Origin of the sequence: Paenibacillus sp. JMULE4 (assembly GCF_013337105.1) — a bacterium.
GTDB classification, from domain to species: Bacteria; Bacillota; Bacilli; order Paenibacillales; family NBRC-103111; genus Paenibacillus_G; species Paenibacillus_G naphthalenovorans.
The window spans coordinates 110,756-126,838 of the sequence record NZ_SGWF01000012.1 but is presented as its reverse complement, the minus strand read 5'-3'; the positions used below and the strand labels follow the sequence as shown (position 1 = coordinate 126,838).

Genomic DNA, 16,083 nt, shown 5'->3' with positions numbered 1-16,083 from the left:
TGGAGCTATATTATAAGAAGAACGGTTTTTTCTTATGCCCAAACCAAACAGCCAGGGGACCGCCCCGCAGTCATAACGACTTATGGGACAATCCCCTGGCTCCGGTTTATCGGGCCGAAGGTGCAGGTGCCGTGTACGGATAAGTATACTGAAGCTCCTCGTCGAAGGTAACATAATCGAGGTTGACCATCAGAAGCAGATAGCGCGTTCCCGTCTGTGGATCGCTGATAATGATGTGGTCACGGCCGGCCGCTTCAATTCTGCCCTTGAAGATTTTGGCGTTCCATTGAGAGTTGTTCTCGTAAGTCATGTAGAACGTACCGATTTTGCCAAGATTCAGGCGCAATATATTCTCGATGAAAGATTGCTCGAGCGGGAGCTGCCCCATAGACCCCGGTGCTCCTATAGGTGCGGCGGACGGCGCGCCCAACGGAGAAATCAGTCCCCCGGCTTGAACGTTGGGCTGACTCCATTGCTGAACGCCAAGTGTGGCCGCCGGAACGTTCGCCTGCAGCAATGGCTGGACGTTAGGCTGTACCGCCGCAGGAGCGGGACCGTAGTTCGGAATGCCGTAACCGCCATAGGGACTTACACCTGTTTTATTAGGATTGCTGTACATAGTTGAATAAAACCTCCTTCAGATGCTCGCAGCTTTGCTGCTGGATTCATGCTAAATCATAGACAGACACCAGCCCCGAAAGGGGAAGAAGCAATCGTTCCCGAAACAGGCCCGTCAGTGGCGGGCGGACTTCATTACCTGGAACTGGCCTAACGGGAAGGAATAAAGGTAACGGGCGTCCGGCTGATTTTCGTTGCAGAACAGCCATATCGGAGTGGGATTACTTCTTGCTTCGCGGGCTTAGGCTCATGCACAATCCATTGTATGGAGTAGGCTGTAGTTTGGTGACACATGATAAGGATTGTTTTGATAAATCCAAAAAGCAAGGAGGAGCAGCGGACCATCAGTCCGTTACCCCTCCCGCTTGATTGAGACATAAGCCGCCGGCAGATGATGGCGCCAACAATGAGCAAGGGATAAAAAAGACCCGCGGGTCAAATCTTCCCGCGGTTCATACGGCCAGGTGCCTGCGCACCTGCTCCTCACTAAGCGTATCGGAGCTTCCCTCGGCGACGATGGTGCCCTTATCCAGCACATAGCAATAGTCGGCGATGCTTGTTGCGAATGTCAGGCTTTGTTCGACCAGCAGTACAGCCATCTGCTTGTCGTCCTTAATCGATTCGATTACGCATTCGATATCCAGCACGATGGACGGCTGGATGCCTTCCATCGGTTCGTCAAGCAGGAGAAGCTTCGGCTCGGAAACGAGCGCGCGGGCGATGGACAACTGCTGCTGCTGACCGCCGCTCAGGTCCCCGCCTTTGCGGTACAGCATTTCCTTCAGCACAGGGAATTTCTCATATACCGATTCCGGAATGCCCGCTTTACGTACCTTGGCGCTCGCGGCCTCCAGTCCCAGCAGGAGATTTTGCTCTACGGTGAGCTGCGGGAAGATGTCCCGGCCCTGCGGAACATAACCGATTCCCGCCCGCGCACGGCGATCCGGCGATCGGGACGTATAATCGTGTCCGGCGTAGCGGATCGTTCCCTTCTTCGGCTTGATTAGGCCCATGATCGTTTTCATCAGTGTCGTTTTGCCTACGCCGTTGCGTCCCATAAGACACACGACCTGGCCGGGCTCTACTTTCAGCGACACATCCCGCAGGATCATGCTTTCGCCATACCCGGCTTCAAGGCCTGTCAGCTCCAATTTCCCGTCAGCTTCAATCATGCCGTTCGCCCCGCTTTCCCAGATAAACTTCGGCCACTTTATCGTCTTCCTGAATATCCTGCATCGATCCTTCGCGAAGTACGGTACCTTCATGCATGACGGTCACCGTTTTGGCGAATCGGCGCACGAATTCCATGTCGTGCTCCACCACGACCACGGTTTGACGGCTGTTGATGCGGTGCAGCAGCTCGCCGGTTTTTTCCGTCTCGCTGTCGGTCATGCCGGCCGCCGGCTCGTCGAGAAGCAGCAGCTCCGGCTCCTGAATGAGCAGCATGCCAATCTCGAGCCACTGCTTTTCACCGTGAGAGAGCGAGCCTGCCTTATCTTTAGCCTTGCCCGCCAGACCGATCATCTCCAGATCCTGCTGAAGCCTGGAGCGCTGCTCCTTTGTCGTCTTCGCGAGCAGCGTACTGAGCAGACCGCGCTTCTGGCGCATGGACAACAGCATATTTTCCTCCACTGTCAGCGTCCCGAAGATCGAAGGAGCTTGAAACTTCCTGCCGATGCCCAGCTGAGCGATTTGGTGCTCCTGGTATTTGGACAAATCGGTTTGTCCTTTGAACAGCACCTTGCCTTTGGACGGTTTAACCTTGCCGCAGAGCACGTCGAGAAGCGTCGTTTTGCCGGCGCCATTAGGGCCTATCAAAAACCGGAGCTCACCGGCTTCAAGAGAAAAGTTCAGTCCGCGAATGGCTTTGAATCCGTCAAAGCTGACCTCCAGCTCCTCCACGCGGATAATCGGAGTCCGTGCGTTTATTCTGGGTGAAGTTTCGTTATACGGCATCGCCATTACCTCCTTATTGCGGTTTTTCGAGTTCGGTGTAGCCCAGCGGTCCGGGAGCGGGAACGGCTGCTGTTGGCGCGAGTGCCTGTCTGCTCCGGCCCCATTTTTCAAACAAATCCTTGAGGGTTCCGACAATACCTTTGGGCAGGAAAAGGGTAACGACGATAAACATGGCCCCCATTATAATCGGCCACCATTCCGGATAAGCTTCGCTGAACGTCGTTTTGGCGGCATTGGCGGCGATAGCTCCGATGACGGCTCCGTAGATGGTGGCACGGCCGCCGACCGCTACCCAGAGGACCATTTCGATGGAGGGAACGATGCCCATCTGTGCCGGAGAGATGATGCCTTCCTGCAGGATGAACAGCATCCCTGCCAGCCCGGCCAGCCCTGCGGAGACGCAGTATATGAACACTTTATAGGCTACGGGATTGTAGCCGATGAAGCGGACGCGGTTCTCGGCATCGCGCACGGCAACCAATATTTTGCCGAGGCGGCTCCCGGCGAGCCACAGGCAGAGCAGCAGCGTGAGGCCCAGAACGACTACCGTGACATAGTAGAGCGCAAGCTTCGTGGAAGACTCGCCGAGCTTCAGCCCCAAGAAGGTATCGAAGCCGGTCAACCCGTTCGTTCCGCCGATCCATCCCTGTTGACCGACGAATAGAGTGACGGTGATGATCACAAGCGCTTGGGACAAAATGGAGAAAAAAGCACCGCGGATCCGATTGCGGAACGTGAGGTAACCGAGCACGAAGGCGACCGCCATCGGCACGATCAAAGCCAGCGCTACCGCCGCGCCTGCGGATTGAAACGGCACCCAAAACCACGGAAGTGTTTCAACGCCGCTCCACGACATAAAATCCGGCAGCCCGCCCTGGGAGGCGGCGAGCTTCAGATGCATCGCCATGCCATAGGCGCCGAGTCCGAAATATACGCCGTGTCCCAGGCTGAGAATGCCCGTATAGCCCCAGATCAGGTCAAGCCCCATGGCCAGAATGGCGAAGGCGAGAAATTTACCCAGCAGCCCGAGCCGGAATTCCGATAAAAACATAGGCGAAAGCAGCATGACGGCAAGTAAGACGAGACTGAGGGCAATTTTTATTTTCGTATTGCTGATGGACAACAAAGTCATGGTCCAGCACTCCTTTGCTTGGTTTGTTGCGGGGGCGGCCTATGGGCCGCAGCATTAATCAAGCGCCCGTGATTTCATGGTGGCGAGTCCGGACGGCTTCCACTGCAGGAACGCAATAATCAGCGTGAACACAATGACCTTCCCGAGGGTGGCGCTGGTGGTATACTCGAATGCCGTGCTCAGGACTCCGATGCCGAGCGCTCCTGCCACCGTGCCGATCAGCTTGCCGATGCCCCCGAGAACAACGACCATAAAAGCGTCGACGATGTAATAGGTCCCAATCGAAGGACCGATCGGCCCGAGCAGGGTCAGTGCACAGCCGGCGATACCGGCCATGCCGGAGCCAAGGGCGAATCCGAGGCCGTCGATCCGCTGGGTTGAAATGCCGAGGCAGGAGGCCATGCTTCGGTTCTGCATGACGGCCTGCATGCTGCGGCCGCCCCGGGTATGGTACAAGTAAAGGTATATTGCCGTCATGCAAACGATGACGAGGCCGATAATAAACAATCGTTTATAAGGAAGGGTCAATTCGGCGGTGAGCGCAAGGCCGCCTTCGAGCCACTCCGGGGCTTTCACGGCAACGTTCGGGGCGCCGAAGATAGTCCGGGCCAACTGCTGCAGCACAAGGCTGACGCCCCATGTCGCCAGCAGGCTGTCGAGCGGACGGCCGTACAGGTAGCGGATCAGCGCTTTCTCGAGCAGCCAGCCGATGGCCGCCGCAACGGCAAAAGCCACAAACAGCGAAAGCACGAAATAATAGCCGAAAGCCGAAGGCGGCAGCGCTTTTTGGAACAGCTGCTGAATCATATAGGCCATATAGGCGCCGATCATGATGAATTCGCCGTGAGCCATGTTGATGATGTTCATCAAGCCGAAGGTGATGGCAAGCCCGAGTGCGATCAAAAGCAAAATGGAGCTGAGCGAAATGCCGTTGAACAATTGAAGCAGGAGCAAGCTCATGGAATAACCTCCCTTTCCTTGACAAGGAGTGTATGTCGGAAAACAGAGGACTGCCTTCAGGCAGTCCCCGATATCGTTAAAACAACAGAAAAGCGGAATTTGGATTCGGAGAAATATGAAATAGGGACGTTCATTTTAGAATGATTACCGTTGGAGGTTTTTATTTCTTCGTCACTTCCGCTCCCCATGGGTAGGTGGTAAGGAACGGATCCGGCTTGACCGGTTGCCCGGAGTTCCACACCTCTTTGAACTGTCCGTCCGCCTGGATTTGACCGATGCGCACCGTTTTGTAGACATGCTGATTGTCGCCGTCGATCTTTACTTTACCGCCCGGAGCGTTGAACTCAAGTCCTTTGGCCGCTTCCCTGACTTTATCCGCCTGGAAGGACCCGGCTTTCTTCACGGCTTCGGCCCAAAGATAGACGCCGAAATAGCCTGCCTCGATTGGGTCGCCCGTTACGCGGTCATTGCCGTATTTGGCTTTGTATGCTTCCACGAATTTGGTATTCTCGGGGGTATTCGTGGTTTGAAAATAATTCCACGCCGCGTAATGGCCCTCGAGCACGGAGGCTCCGATGCCGCGGATTTCTTCTTCGGCCACGCTGACAGACAACGTGGTTAGGTCCTGGGCGGTAATGCCCGCGTCTTTCAGCTGTTTGAAGAAGGCCACGTTGCTGTCGCCGTTCAATGTGTTGAATACAACGTCCGGCTTATCCTTCTTGATTTTGCTGATGATCGTATTGTAATCGGTATGTCCGAGTGGCGTGTATTCTTCTGCGATCAGCGTGCCGCCCTCCGCCTTCAGCTGTTCCTTGATGATTTTGTTAGCCGTTCTCGGAAAGACATAGTCGGAGCCGAGCAGGAAGAACTTCTTGCCTTTGTTCTGCAGCAGCCACGTAACCGCCGGTACAATTTGTTGGTTCGTCGTCGCTCCGGTGTAGAAAATATTAGGGGATGCCTCCAGGCCCTCATATTGAACCGGATAGAAGAAAAGTCCTTTATTTTGCTCCACAACGGGAAGAACCGCCTTGCGGCTGGCCGATGTCCAACCGCCGAAGATGACGACGGCTTTATCCTTCTGCAGCAATTTCTTCGTTTTCTCGGCGAATGTCGGCCAGTCGGATGCTCCATCTTCCACGATGGGTTTGAGCTGCTTGCCCAGCACGCCGCCCGCCTGATTAATTTCCTCGATCGCCATGATTGTAGAGTCGCGAACGGATACTTCACTGATGGACATGGTACCTGTCAAGGAGTGAAGCACGCCTACGGGAACGGTGTTGTCGCCGCTATCCTTAGGGGCTTCCGAGCTGGTTCCGGGTGCGGTTCCGGAGTCCGGGGCTGTCGCCGGAGCGGACCCCGAGGCGCAGCCAGCTAACAATACAGCGAGCGAGAGACTGACGGTCATGAGAACTGATAAACTTTTCTGAATTGGTTTCATTTGATTCACTCCCCCAAATTTTGGATTTTGTGAGCTACATGCCTAATCATATTCAAATGTCATTTGAGTGTCAATATAAATAACATAATTTTGAGGTTATTAAAATTTTTGCTGTGAATAAGCCGATAATGTAAGATTTTATATTTCAATTCAAGTAAAAAAAAGGTAAAATACATATTTTCATTCTGGATTTATGTAATAAAAATTTACATAAAATATTTACACTCGCACAAATCGCGAATATAATAAACCTATTGAGACGGTAATATTCGTGTTTTTAGGAGGTGTAACATGTACCTGACGGAAAGGGAGAAGGAAAAGCTGCTCATTACCGTGGCGGCCGACGTGGCCCGCAGGCGGCTTGCCCGCGGCGTCAAGCTGAACTACCCCGAAAGCGTGGCGCTGATTACCTCGGAAATTATGGAGGGCGCCCGGGATGGCATGACGGTGGCCCAACTCATGCAGTTTGGCACCACGATTTTGAAAGCCGGGCAAGTCATGGAAGGCGTTCCGGAGATGATTCATGAAGTGCAGGTGGAGGCGACGTTTCCGGACGGGACGAAGCTGGTCACAGTTCATCAGCCGATCCGGCGCTAACGGGCGCTTGATCCATGACATTCATATTAGCCGTATTTCAATATCATTAATGATCTCGAAGAGAGGGGAATGGCTATGGTACCTGGAGAATATCGGGTAAAAGCCGGATCGATCGAGTTGAACGCGGGGAAAGAAAAATCGGACCTCATCGTCATCAATACCGGAGATCGGCCTGTTCAAGTAGGATCGCATTACCATTTTTTTGAAGTGAACCGCGCACTTCGATTTGATCGGCAGCAAGCGTTCGGCATGCGGTTGGATATCCCCGCGGGCACGGCCGTCCGGTTCGAGCCGGGAGAGGAAAAGCCCGTCAAGCTCGTCGAACTGGGGGGTGAGAAGCTTTCCTACGGTTTGAACGGATTATCCAAAGGGAAAGTGCGGCGGGGTCATCTTCCGGAACCGATTCGCATAAATCTGACCGAGTGGGAGGAGGGCCTCTAGGTGGCTGAGATGGATCGAAAATCGTACGCCCTTATGTTCGGACCCACCGTCGGGGATGCCGTCAGGCTGGCGGATACGGATCTGTGGGCGGAAATTGAACGCGATTTCACCGTCTATGGCGAGGAATGCAAATTCGGCGGGGGAAAGGTGATTCGCGACGGTATGGGGCAATCGAGCCGGCATACGCGCAATCAAGGTGTGCTCGATACCCTCATTACGAATGCGGTGATTATTGATCACAGCGGGATTGTGAAAGCCGATATCGGGATCAAAGACGGTATCATTGTCGGCATAGGCAAAGCGGGTAATCCGGATCTGATGGATGGTGTGCATCCGAACATGATTGTCGGGGCTTCGACAGAAGTGATAGCGGGCGAAGGCAAGATTATCACGGCCGGCGGCATCGACACGCATATCCATTATATCTGCCCGCAGCAGATCGAGACGGCGCTGGCGTCAGGAATAACGACCATGATCGGAGGAGGCACCGGGCCTGCGGCGGGGACGAGCGCCACAACGTGCACGCCCGGCGCATGGCACATGCACCGGATGCTTGAGGCGGCGGAGGCGTTCCCGATGAACCTTGGCTTCACCGGCAAAGGCAATGCCTCGTTTCCCGGGCCCTTGATCGAGCAGGTGGAGGCGGGAGCTATCGGACTCAAACTACATGAAGATTGGGGAACGACCCCTGCTGCGATCGACGCCTGCCTGAACGTAGCCGACCGCTACGATATTCAGGTGGCGATTCATACGGATACGCTCAACGAATCCGGATTTGTGGAAGATACGATCAAGGCGATCGGCGGACGTACCATTCATACGTACCATACGGAAGGCGCGGGCGGGGGCCATGCGCCGGATATCATCCGCATCGCTTCCGAATTGAACGTGCTGCCTTCATCCACTAACCCGACACGTCCCTATACGGTGAACACCGTGGAAGAACATCTCGACATGCTGATGGTATGCCACCATCTGGACAGCCGTATTCCCGAGGACGTCGCCTTCGCCGATTCCAGAATCCGGCCGGAGACGATCGCTGCCGAAGACATTCTTCACGATCTTGGCGTGTTCAGCATCATTAGCTCGGATTCTCAAGCTATGGGCAGGGTGGGCGAGGTTATCACCCGGACGTGGCAGACGGCGGACAAAATGAAGAAGCAACGCGGATATTTGGCCGCGCCGGGCGAGCAGGATGCTTCGCCCAAGGACAACGATAATTTCCGCATCAAGCGTTATGTGGCCAAGTATACGATCAACCCGGCGATTACGCACGGCATCTCGCATTTGGTCGGTTCGGTGGAACCCGGGAAGCTGGCGGACCTGGTGGTGTGGAGCCCGGCATTCTTCGGCGTAAAGCCGGATATGGTGCTGAAAGGCGGGATGATCGCTTACGCGCAAATGGGTGACCCGAACGCTTCGATACCTACGCCGCAGCCCGTTTTCGGAAGGCCGATGTTCGGTGCTTACGGCCGGGCGCTGAATCGCTGCGTGACGTTCGTTTCCCAAGCGGCTTACGACGCGGGAGTGCATCATCAGCTCGGTCTTCAAAAGCGGATTGAGCCGGTGCGCGGCTGCCGCAGCATTACCAAAAGGGATATGATTCACAACGGTGAAACCCCTTTGATCGACGTCAATCCCGAGACTTATGAAGTGAAGGTCGACGGGAAAGTCATTAGCTGTGAACCCGTCAGCGAGCTGCCGATGGCACAGCGTTACTTTTTATTTTAATCATGTAGGCTTATGAGCAAGGAGGCAGCCGCGGCATGGAGAACAGCCAGACATTATCATGGCTTGCCTATACGCAGCTATTGGACTCGGCGTTGCCGATCGGGGGGTTCTCCCATTCGTTCGGTTTGGAGACGATGGTGCAGGAGGGCAGAATCGCAGGACTGCACCAGCTGCAGGAGTACATTGAGAGCATGCTGTTTCACAGCTGGGCGCCGGTTGATGCGTTAGCCGTCAAGGCCGTCTACACGCTTGCCCCTGAGCAGCGCTGGGAGGAGCTTTGGCTCGTTGACAAGACGCAGCATGTCCAGCGGGCAGCGATGGAGACGAGGGACGGCGCAGCCAAAATGGGGCGCAGGCTGTATCAGCTCGTCCGTGCTATGTATCCGCAGCTTGGGTGGGAGCCGCTGAATGAAGCTGTCACGTCGGGGAAGTGCATCGGTACCCATCCGCTCATTCACGGTTGGATCAGCCTGCGGCTTGGGATTCCTCTGACCATGGCGGCTGAAGGGTATTTATACGCTTCCGTGATGACTTGCATCAACAGCGGACTGCGGCTGATGTCCATCGGTCAAACGGACGGTCAGCGGCTGCTCGCAGCGTTGGTTCCGTCCATTCAGGCGGCTTGGCGGCAGTGTGAGACGCTGGACCCGATAGAGGACGGCTTCGGAAGCGTTCCTTATGCGGATATTGCCATGATGCGTCACGAGAGCTTGTATTCGCGGTTGTTCATGTCTTAATGCCATGATATTCGATATATCCATTACGTATTATTTGAAGGAGGGCTTTGCTATGTGTCAGGGAGGAGTGCATCATCACCATCATTGGGAAACGCCGGAGAAAAGGTCCTTGGAGCGTCCGCTGCGGATCGGAATCGGAGGTCCCGTCGGCTCCGGCAAAACGGCGCTTGTAGAGCGTCTGGCCAGAAAGCTGAACGAACGATACAGCATTGCGGTCATCACCAACGATATTTATACGAAGGAAGATGCAGACATCCTGATTCGTTCCGAGGCGCTGCCGCCCGAACGTATTATCGGCGTGGAAACGGGCGGATGCCCGCATACGGCGATTCGCGAGGATGCATCGATGAATTTTGAAGCGATTGAAGAACTGGAACGCCGGTTTTCCCGTCTCGATATCATTTTCATCGAAAGCGGAGGGGATAATCTGGCGGCGGCCTTCAGCCCCGAACTGGTGGATCGCTTCATCTATATTATCGACGTGGCGCAGGGAGAGAAAATTCCGCGCAAAGGCGGACCCGGCATCATCCGCTCGGATATGCTGATCATTAACAAGATTGACTTGGCCCCTCACGTAGGCGCCTCATTAAAGGTGATGGAGGAGGATACGATCCGGATGCGCGGCGACAAGCCGTTCGTGTTCTCCAATCTGTTCGACGGCCAAGGGCTGGACGACATCGTCCATTGGGTCGAGCATCAATACAGCCATGCCTGAGGTGACCGGTTCCGTTAACGCCGAATTTACGGCGAAAGGCGGAAGCACGCAGCTTCAACGCCATACCCATGCTTATCCGTTAAAAATTGCCAAAACCTTCCCGTTCGAAGGGCAGCTTGGTGTATACCTCATGGATGCGTCTCCCGGCGTAATGGCGGGGGACCGGTATGAGCTGGTTTGGCGATTCGGCGAGAACACGAATGTTTTCGTGACGAATCAGTCTTATACGAAGGTGCATCCTTCGAAGAAGGACGGCGGCGCCCGACTGAACCCGAGTGCACAGAGCCAGAGCCTGTCTCTTCACCGCGGGGCTTACGTGGAGTACATGCCTGAGCCCTTGATGCTGTACAAGGATGCATCGTTTGCGAGCGACATGACGGTTCAGATGGAAGAGGGAGCGTCTTTATTCCTTAGTGATATCGTTTGCCCGGGCCGGACGCATCGCGGAGAAGTGTTTCATTATGAGCGGTATCAGAGCCGATTGACGGTCCGGTATGGAAACGAGTTAATTTTCAGCACGAAGCAGCGTGTGGAGCCTCAGCTGCAAGTACCGCGGCAAATCGCGCGCTGGGATTCTCACACTCATACGGGAACGCTGTATTTATTCTCGGAAAGGGTCAACGCAAACGTGGCAGAAGCATTGCGCGAACGGTTGGCACAGCAAGATTCCTTGCGCCCCGGGCTATACTACGGCATAAGCTTGACCTACAAATTCGGCTTAGCGGTCAGCGTGCTTGGGGTTCGCGTCTACGAAATCGAAGCGCTGCTTAAGGAAGCGTGGACCTTCCTGCGCTCAGAAGTTTTCAACCGAAATCCGCTGTTCGCTCCCAAGTGATAGGGCGTAGCTTGTTTATAGTACTTTTACTCCTGGAGATGGTGCAAATGCCGTCTCCTTTTCTCATTTTATCTTCCTTTGTTAGCCATACCCCTTTTTGATTTTTTCCTCCCGGTACTAAAATATTCTACCCTTCGCCGGTTTCGACAATATTTTGAACACCTGGGTCTGTTTGTTGTCAATTGGTCTGCAGGTTGTTATTATTAAGGGGATGTTTATGCGTGAAGAATCAAGGACTCACTAAAGACTCTTCGCACGAGGAGGTTTAATCAAGTGAAGGAACAGGTAACCTTGGAGCTGGGTACGGAGGCGGCTGCTGCGGTTGAATCACCGGCGAGCGAATCTGCAAGCTGGAAGGATTTTGTTCAACTGGCCAAGCCGGGTATATTGTTTTCCAACTCCATTACGGCCTTTGGCGGCTTTTGGGTCGCATCAGGCTGGCATGTCGATTGGATGAAACTGATATTCACACTGCTTGGAACCGCGCTCGTGATGGCTTCCGGTTGTGTGCTCAATAACTATCTGGATCGCGATATGGACACCAAAATGGAACGGACGCAGAAGAGGGCTTTGGCTGCCGGAAGGATTTCTCCTCAAACGGTACTGTGGTACGGCATCACTTTGGGAATTATCGGACTGTCTGTGCTTTGGTTTTTGGCTAATCCGATCGCGGCGCTGCTTGGTCTCATCGGACTGTTCGTCTACGTGTGGATTTATACGGCCTGGTTTAAACGGACCTCGGTATGGAGTACGGTTGTCGGCAGCTTCTCCGGAGCGGTTCCTCCGGTCATCGGCTATTGCGCCGTCAACCCGCAGCTCGATGCCGGAGCTATTGTTTTGTTCGGCATTTTGTTCCTATGGCAGCCGCCGCACTTCTGGGCGCTCGGCATCCGTCGGATGGAAGAGTATCGCGCTGCCGGATTTCCTTTGCTTCCGGTGGTGAAAGGGACGTATATTACCAAGATGGCGATGATTCGCTACATCGTCCTGCTCGTTCCGTTTTCTCTGCTGCTCTATCTTTTCGGTTATGTCGGGTCGCTTTATTTCTACGCTGCAACTGTTTTGGGGCTGTATTGGGCTTTTATAAGCCTGAATGGATTTAAGGCCGAAGACGAAGTGCAGTGGGCGAAAAAAACGTTTATTTTCTCCATTAATTATTTGATCCTGTTGTTTATTGCAATGGTGATCAGCACGACCCCTCTACCGTAATCGTCATATACGTACTGGGTTGAAGTTATAATCCCATGGCACCTGGGGCCTGGGATTTATTTTTTATAGAAGAAAGGGTGGGTATCATGCAAAAAAACGGCTTTAAAATCATCGTTGTGGTATTATTGATCGGCCTGATCGCTACCTTTGCCTATATGCTGCTCAAAGGGCCGGAGCAAGAAATAGGCGTACTCAAAAAAGCGCCGGAATTTACGCTGGAAAATCTGGATGGGAAGCAGGTCTCGCTGGCGGATACGGCTGGAAAAGCGAAGCTCATTTATTTTTATTTCTCCACCTGTCCGGATGTATGTATTCCGACAACTTATACGCTTTCCAAGATTCAGGACGTTCTGATCAAGAAGGGCGCTTTTCCGGACAAAACGGTTCTTATGTCGATTACATTCGATCCGGACAGAGATACGCCTGAGCGCTTAAAAGAATTCTCGCAGCGGTACCACGCGGATTACCGGGGCTGGTATTTTTTGCGCGGCAACCAGGATGAGGTAATCAAGCTGGCCAGCGATTATGGCGTGATGGTCGTTAAGGATCCGGGGGGCGAGACCTATACGCACGGCAACTTATTTTTGCTGGTGGACGGTAAAGGCGACCTCCGTACCTACTACAGCGGTCATGATGAGAATCTGGATATAGAAAAAGTGGCTGACGACCTGATCCAAATCAGCAAAGATAAGTAAGCCATTTATGGAAGGGCATCGGGGGTCAGCGCCTGCATGAGTTATTTTTGGTATATTTTATTGAACAACGTCGTTCCATTAACGGTGATGATCGCGGTCGGCGTTGTTTTTTACCGCGCATTCAAGCTGGATATCAAGACGCTCTCCAAGCTGAATTTTTATTTGTTTTCACCGGCCATTATTTTTAAAATGCTTTACGAATCATCGATATCTTTAGTCATACTAGGGCAAACGCTGCTCTTTTTCTTTCTGTTTTTTTCATTGATGTTTATCCTGGCCGAGATCGTGATCCGCCTCCGCCGCTACCAAGGGGGCATGATCCCGGCCATGCGCAATACCGTTATTTTCTACAATAGCGCAAACTACGGGGTTCCGCTCAATCAACTTGTGTTTGTAGGGGACCCTTTTACGCTGTCGATTCAAATTATCATCATGATGATGCAAAGCTTGCTGCCGAATACATATGGAATTTACTCCGTTAATGCTTCGAAGCGCAACGATATGAGAAAAACGCTTCGAACGATTATGACGCTTCCGGTCATTTATATCATTCCCTTGGCGTTTTTAATGAAAGGATTGGATATTCCCGTACCGGGACCGATCTATGCACCGATCAATTATATCTCAAATGCTTTTATTGCCACGGCTTTGATAACATTGGGTGTTCAACTTGGCAGCATGAAGTGGAAGCTTAATTTCTCGGACGTCATGCTGGCCAATGTGCTCCGGCTGCTGATCGGACCCGCCGTAGGCTTTGGAATCGTTATGGCGATGGGGATCGAGGGAGTGATGGCTCAGGCGCTGGTCCTTTCGTGTGCAGTGCCGTCTTCGCTAAGCAGTGTGCCGATCGCCGTTGAATACGACAACGAGCCTGAGTTTACTTCACAAGTGGTCTTTTCATCGACGGTCTTTAGTGTTTTCACGGTAACTTCCGTTATTTATTTAATTAGTTGCTCCTGAAAAAGTCGATTTTCAAAAATAGTTTCGGGTTGCTGGCTGGGTTGTGAGGGGGAACTTTCCCTAATGATCGGTTTCCATGTTAGTTTTGGAGCATTTTTGCCGCTCTTTGCAGGTTGTGGGTCAGAATCCCGAAGCCGACCCAGCATTTTGAGCCGACAAAGCCCCGATACCTGCTGCGGTTCAAACCGTACTTCCGCTTGAGAAGACTAATCTTCGCTTCTCCAGCTGCACGGTAACGCTGCAAGTCTTTGAACCATAATTCGTTTTCGTACTCGGATCGGGCAATGCCTTTTTTGCCCTTTCGCGGCAAGCTAGCTCGCTTCACACCAAGTTCGGTAATGGCCGTTTCGTTCTTCTTGCTTGAGAAACCGCGGTCGGTCGCTACAGCTTGCGGCGCTTTGCCGAATTGCTTGATATGCGCCTGTACAGCGGGAACGAGCAGTTCATCATCCGAGGGGTTCCCCTCGTAGACAGCGTAGCCGGTCACAAAGCCGCTTTCCGTCTCGTCGATTCGCACCTTGTAGCCGAACTCAGTTCCTTTGGCCAGCTTACCTTTCTTAATCGGTCTTGCTTCCGGGTCAAAGAAACTGACGATCCGATCTGCGATGATTCGATTGCCGGAAACGACCTGTTTGGCTTGTTCCAACAACTTGCCGGTTAGCGTGACCGCCTCGGTCAGTTTGGTTTTACTTTGTCGAAGAGCAGCTTTGCCCTTGTCTTGCAGTTTCTCGATAACGGTTTGCGCCTTGTTCACAACGTTCTCGGCTACTTCGATTACGCTCCCAGTGATCCGGTCAACTTCTTCCCAAGATTCACGGGTGCGGCGACGTAGAACTTTCGCGATGGACAGAATCTTTTCCTTGATTTCTGCCGTACGATCTTCAAAGCCTTGAACAGTGTGGGAGGCGACTTTCCGGATTTTCTGAATCGTTCGAGTGATGACTTTTACGCCATCTTGCAACAGCGTAGCGTCTGTCGGGTGATGGATATCGGATTCCACAACCGTCGTATCCGTGCGCAATTTGCGGGTTTTCAGAACGGCTTTTTCCTCACACTGCTTTACGAGTGCGGCATTGATGTCTTCGACGATCTTGTCGCCGTAGCGTTTGCGGGCATAGATGAGCGTAGACGGGTCGGGCATCGGTTCGTCGATGGCAAACCGGCAGAACATTCGCCATGTGATGCTGTCACCGACTTCCTTCACGAGTGACTCGTAGCCCAAATTGTATTTATGCTTCAGGACCATAAGACGGATGTACTTTTCAATTGCAAGCGTAGGACGGCCGCTTTTCTTGCCTTTCGGGTGCAACTCAGTAAACGGTTGAAGAAAACGGTCGTCGTCCAGTAATTGATCTATGATTGCAAGCTCGACCGGCAACTTTCTAACAGATTCCGGGAGAATGGCATCCCAGATGGTCAATTGCTCGTCTCGAAGTTTCAACATTTTCTTCACCTCTTGGAAGGATTCCCGAGGGCTTCTGTTGAACTCCTATAGCAAAGGAATTCTTCCCTCGGGGTGTGGAACTTTGTTATCTCGACAATAACAATTTCCATTTTGAGGTGCTGAATTCCTTTTAATTATGCTCAAAACACCCTGACTTTTTCAGGGGAAACTAATTAGCTTTATGACATGATGAGGCGGAAGATTTGGTTTAAAACTTTTCAGAGCCAGGGATTGTGGGCGGATACACGATATACTCATCGAGCCCGGCCTTTTCCAATTGCTGAATTAAATATTCGTCAGGCGTCCCTTCCACGCCGGCATAGCCGCGTTTTGTGTAAATTTGCTCCGCATCGGGAAACACATCCCTTAGAATGGCTCGAATTTTTTTGCCGGAGGAATCGTTATCGGTGAACAAATAAACGTATCGGTCGCCAATTTTCTTTTTTAGAGATTCCAGCCGCTCTGTGTTGAGCGAACCGAACGTGCAAACAATAAGAATGTCGTCCGTCAACAGACGCTTAAGTCTGTTTTTGTCGTTTTTTCCCTCCACGATAATGGCGATAGACATCGAATCCCTCCGTTTCAAGGTGATGAGGTGCTCTGTAATTGTAGTAT

Annotated in this window: 17 protein-coding genes; 9 read left to right on the top strand and 8 right to left on the bottom strand. The window is 52.8% G+C overall.

What is annotated here, in order from left to right:
- Window positions 1-106 precede the first annotated feature (106 nt).
- The 6 genes from gerQ to urtA form a co-directional block, all read right to left on the bottom strand.
- The gene (gerQ, locus tag EXW96_RS10200; RefSeq protein WP_074727332.1) at window positions 107-619 is read right to left on the bottom strand and encodes a spore coat protein GerQ; all 513 of its coding nucleotides are present in this window, start codon (window positions 617-619) and stop codon (window positions 107-109) included.
- A gap of 451 nt (window positions 620-1,070) precedes the next feature.
- Window positions 1,071-1,790 carry an urea ABC transporter ATP-binding subunit UrtE gene (urtE, locus tag EXW96_RS10195; RefSeq protein ID WP_074727331.1) on the bottom strand — a complete coding sequence of 240 codons (720 nt, stop codon included), beginning with the start codon at window positions 1,788-1,790 and terminating at the stop codon, window positions 1,071-1,073.
- Window positions 1,783-2,580: an urea ABC transporter ATP-binding protein UrtD gene (gene urtD / locus EXW96_RS10190; protein ID WP_062406675.1), complete on the bottom strand. Its 798-nt coding sequence runs from the start codon at window positions 2,578-2,580 to the stop codon at window positions 1,783-1,785. The genes urtE and urtD overlap by 8 nt, the downstream gene beginning before the upstream one ends.
- A 7-nt stretch (window positions 2,581-2,587) precedes the next feature.
- Window positions 2,588-3,706 (bottom strand): urea ABC transporter permease subunit UrtC, encoded by a 1,119-nt coding sequence (gene urtC / locus EXW96_RS10185; RefSeq protein ID WP_062406677.1) that lies wholly within the window; start codon window positions 3,704-3,706, stop codon window positions 2,588-2,590.
- A 54-nt stretch (window positions 3,707-3,760) separates the two neighbouring features.
- The gene (gene urtB, locus EXW96_RS10180; RefSeq protein ID WP_062406679.1) at window positions 3,761-4,666 is read right to left on the bottom strand and encodes an urea ABC transporter permease subunit UrtB; all 906 of its coding nucleotides are present in this window, start codon (window positions 4,664-4,666) and stop codon (window positions 3,761-3,763) included.
- Window positions 4,667-4,826: 160 nt separating this feature from the next.
- Window positions 4,827-6,104: an urea ABC transporter substrate-binding protein gene (gene urtA, locus EXW96_RS10175; RefSeq protein ID WP_174350511.1), complete on the bottom strand. Its 1,278-nt coding sequence runs from the start codon at window positions 6,102-6,104 to the stop codon at window positions 4,827-4,829.
- Window positions 6,105-6,395: 291 nt separating this feature from the next.
- Between urtA and EXW96_RS10170 the strand changes: the two genes are divergently transcribed.
- The 9 genes from EXW96_RS10170 to EXW96_RS10130 all read left to right on the top strand — a co-directional run bounded on the left by EXW96_RS10170 (window position 6,396) and on the right by EXW96_RS10130 (window position 14,024).
- Entirely contained in the window at window positions 6,396-6,701 is a 306-nt protein-coding gene (locus EXW96_RS10170; RefSeq protein ID WP_062406683.1) for an urease subunit gamma, read from the top strand.
- Window positions 6,702-6,776: 75 nt separating this feature from the next.
- The gene (locus tag EXW96_RS10165; protein ID WP_054817063.1) at window positions 6,777-7,142 is read left to right on the top strand and encodes an urease subunit beta; all 366 of its coding nucleotides are present in this window, start codon (window positions 6,777-6,779) and stop codon (window positions 7,140-7,142) included.
- 9 nt (window positions 7,143-7,151) lie between these two features.
- Window positions 7,152-8,873, top strand: a complete 1,722-nt coding sequence (gene ureC, locus EXW96_RS10160; protein WP_217437329.1) for an urease subunit alpha — start codon at window positions 7,152-7,154, stop codon at window positions 8,871-8,873.
- A 35-nt stretch (window positions 8,874-8,908) separates the two neighbouring features.
- Window positions 8,909-9,610 carry an urease accessory protein UreF gene (locus tag EXW96_RS10155; RefSeq protein ID WP_074727328.1) on the top strand — a complete coding sequence of 234 codons (702 nt, stop codon included), beginning with the start codon at window positions 8,909-8,911 and terminating at the stop codon, window positions 9,608-9,610.
- A 52-nt stretch (window positions 9,611-9,662) separates the two neighbouring features.
- On the top strand, window positions 9,663-10,325 hold the full coding sequence (ureG, locus tag EXW96_RS10150; RefSeq protein WP_074727327.1) for an urease accessory protein UreG: 663 nt from the start codon (window positions 9,663-9,665) through the stop codon (window positions 10,323-10,325).
- A complete protein-coding gene (locus tag EXW96_RS10145) occupies window positions 10,318-11,160 on the top strand; it encodes an urease accessory protein UreD (protein WP_074727326.1) in 843 nt (280 codons plus the stop codon). Before ureG ends, EXW96_RS10145 begins: the two co-directional genes overlap by 8 nt.
- Window positions 11,161-11,433: 273 nt before the next feature.
- Window positions 11,434-12,369 (top strand): heme o synthase, encoded by a 936-nt coding sequence (gene cyoE, locus EXW96_RS10140; RefSeq protein ID WP_074727325.1) that lies wholly within the window; start codon window positions 11,434-11,436, stop codon window positions 12,367-12,369.
- 86 nt (window positions 12,370-12,455) lie between these two features.
- Window positions 12,456-13,064, top strand: coding sequence for an SCO family protein (locus tag EXW96_RS10135; protein ID WP_062410815.1), 609 nt, complete (start codon window positions 12,456-12,458; stop codon window positions 13,062-13,064).
- Window positions 13,065-13,100: 36 nt separating this feature from the next.
- Window positions 13,101-14,024, top strand: a complete 924-nt coding sequence (locus EXW96_RS10130; protein WP_174350510.1) for an AEC family transporter — start codon at window positions 13,101-13,103, stop codon at window positions 14,022-14,024.
- A 79-nt stretch (window positions 14,025-14,103) separates the two neighbouring features.
- Here the strand turns inward: EXW96_RS10130 and EXW96_RS10125 are convergent, their stop codons facing one another.
- Both EXW96_RS10125 and EXW96_RS10120 read right to left on the bottom strand, forming a co-directional pair.
- Complete coding sequence (locus EXW96_RS10125; protein WP_074730239.1) at window positions 14,104-15,468, bottom strand: ISNCY family transposase; 1,365 nt, start codon at window positions 15,466-15,468, stop codon at window positions 14,104-14,106.
- 208 nt (window positions 15,469-15,676) lie between these two features.
- On the bottom strand, window positions 15,677-16,036 hold the full coding sequence (locus EXW96_RS10120) for a toprim domain-containing protein (protein ID WP_137669843.1): 360 nt from the start codon (window positions 16,034-16,036) through the stop codon (window positions 15,677-15,679).
- Window positions 16,037-16,083: the final 47 nt, after the last annotated feature.

What these genes read in the sequence shown, in the direction of transcription:
- gerQ (WP_074727332.1), bottom strand. Translation starts at nt 619, where the DNA reads ATGTACAGCAATCCTAATAAAACAGGTGTAAGTCCCTATGGCGGTTAC.
- urtE (WP_074727331.1), bottom strand. Translation starts at nt 1,790, where the DNA reads ATGATTGAAGCTGACGGGAAATTGGAGCTGACAGGCCTTGAAGCCGGG.
- urtD (WP_062406675.1), bottom strand. Translation starts at nt 2,580, where the DNA reads ATGGCGATGCCGTATAACGAAACTTCACCCAGAATAAACGCACGGACT.
- urtC (WP_062406677.1), bottom strand. Translation starts at nt 3,706, where the DNA reads ATGACTTTGTTGTCCATCAGCAATACGAAAATAAAAATTGCCCTCAGT.
- urtB (WP_062406679.1), bottom strand. Translation starts at nt 4,666, where the DNA reads ATGAGCTTGCTCCTGCTTCAATTGTTCAACGGCATTTCGCTCAGCTCC.
- urtA (WP_174350511.1), bottom strand. Translation starts at nt 6,104, where the DNA reads ATGAAACCAATTCAGAAAAGTTTATCAGTTCTCATGACCGTCAGTCTC.
- EXW96_RS10170 (WP_062406683.1), top strand. Translation starts at nt 6,396, where the DNA reads ATGTACCTGACGGAAAGGGAGAAGGAAAAGCTGCTCATTACCGTGGCG.
- EXW96_RS10165 (WP_054817063.1), top strand. Translation starts at nt 6,777, where the DNA reads ATGGTACCTGGAGAATATCGGGTAAAAGCCGGATCGATCGAGTTGAAC.
- ureC (WP_217437329.1), top strand. Translation starts at nt 7,152, where the DNA reads ATGGATCGAAAATCGTACGCCCTTATGTTCGGACCCACCGTCGGGGAT.
- EXW96_RS10155 (WP_074727328.1), top strand. Translation starts at nt 8,909, where the DNA reads ATGGAGAACAGCCAGACATTATCATGGCTTGCCTATACGCAGCTATTG.
- ureG (WP_074727327.1), top strand. Translation starts at nt 9,663, where the DNA reads ATGTGTCAGGGAGGAGTGCATCATCACCATCATTGGGAAACGCCGGAG.
- EXW96_RS10145 (WP_074727326.1), top strand. Translation starts at nt 10,318, where the DNA reads ATGCCTGAGGTGACCGGTTCCGTTAACGCCGAATTTACGGCGAAAGGC.
- EXW96_RS10135 (WP_062410815.1), top strand. Translation starts at nt 12,456, where the DNA reads ATGCAAAAAAACGGCTTTAAAATCATCGTTGTGGTATTATTGATCGGC.
- EXW96_RS10130 (WP_174350510.1), top strand. Translation starts at nt 13,101, where the DNA reads ATGAGTTATTTTTGGTATATTTTATTGAACAACGTCGTTCCATTAACG.
- EXW96_RS10125 (WP_074730239.1), bottom strand. Translation starts at nt 15,468, where the DNA reads ATGTTGAAACTTCGAGACGAGCAATTGACCATCTGGGATGCCATTCTC.
- EXW96_RS10120 (WP_137669843.1), bottom strand. Translation starts at nt 16,036, where the DNA reads ATGTCTATCGCCATTATCGTGGAGGGAAAAAACGACAAAAACAGACTT.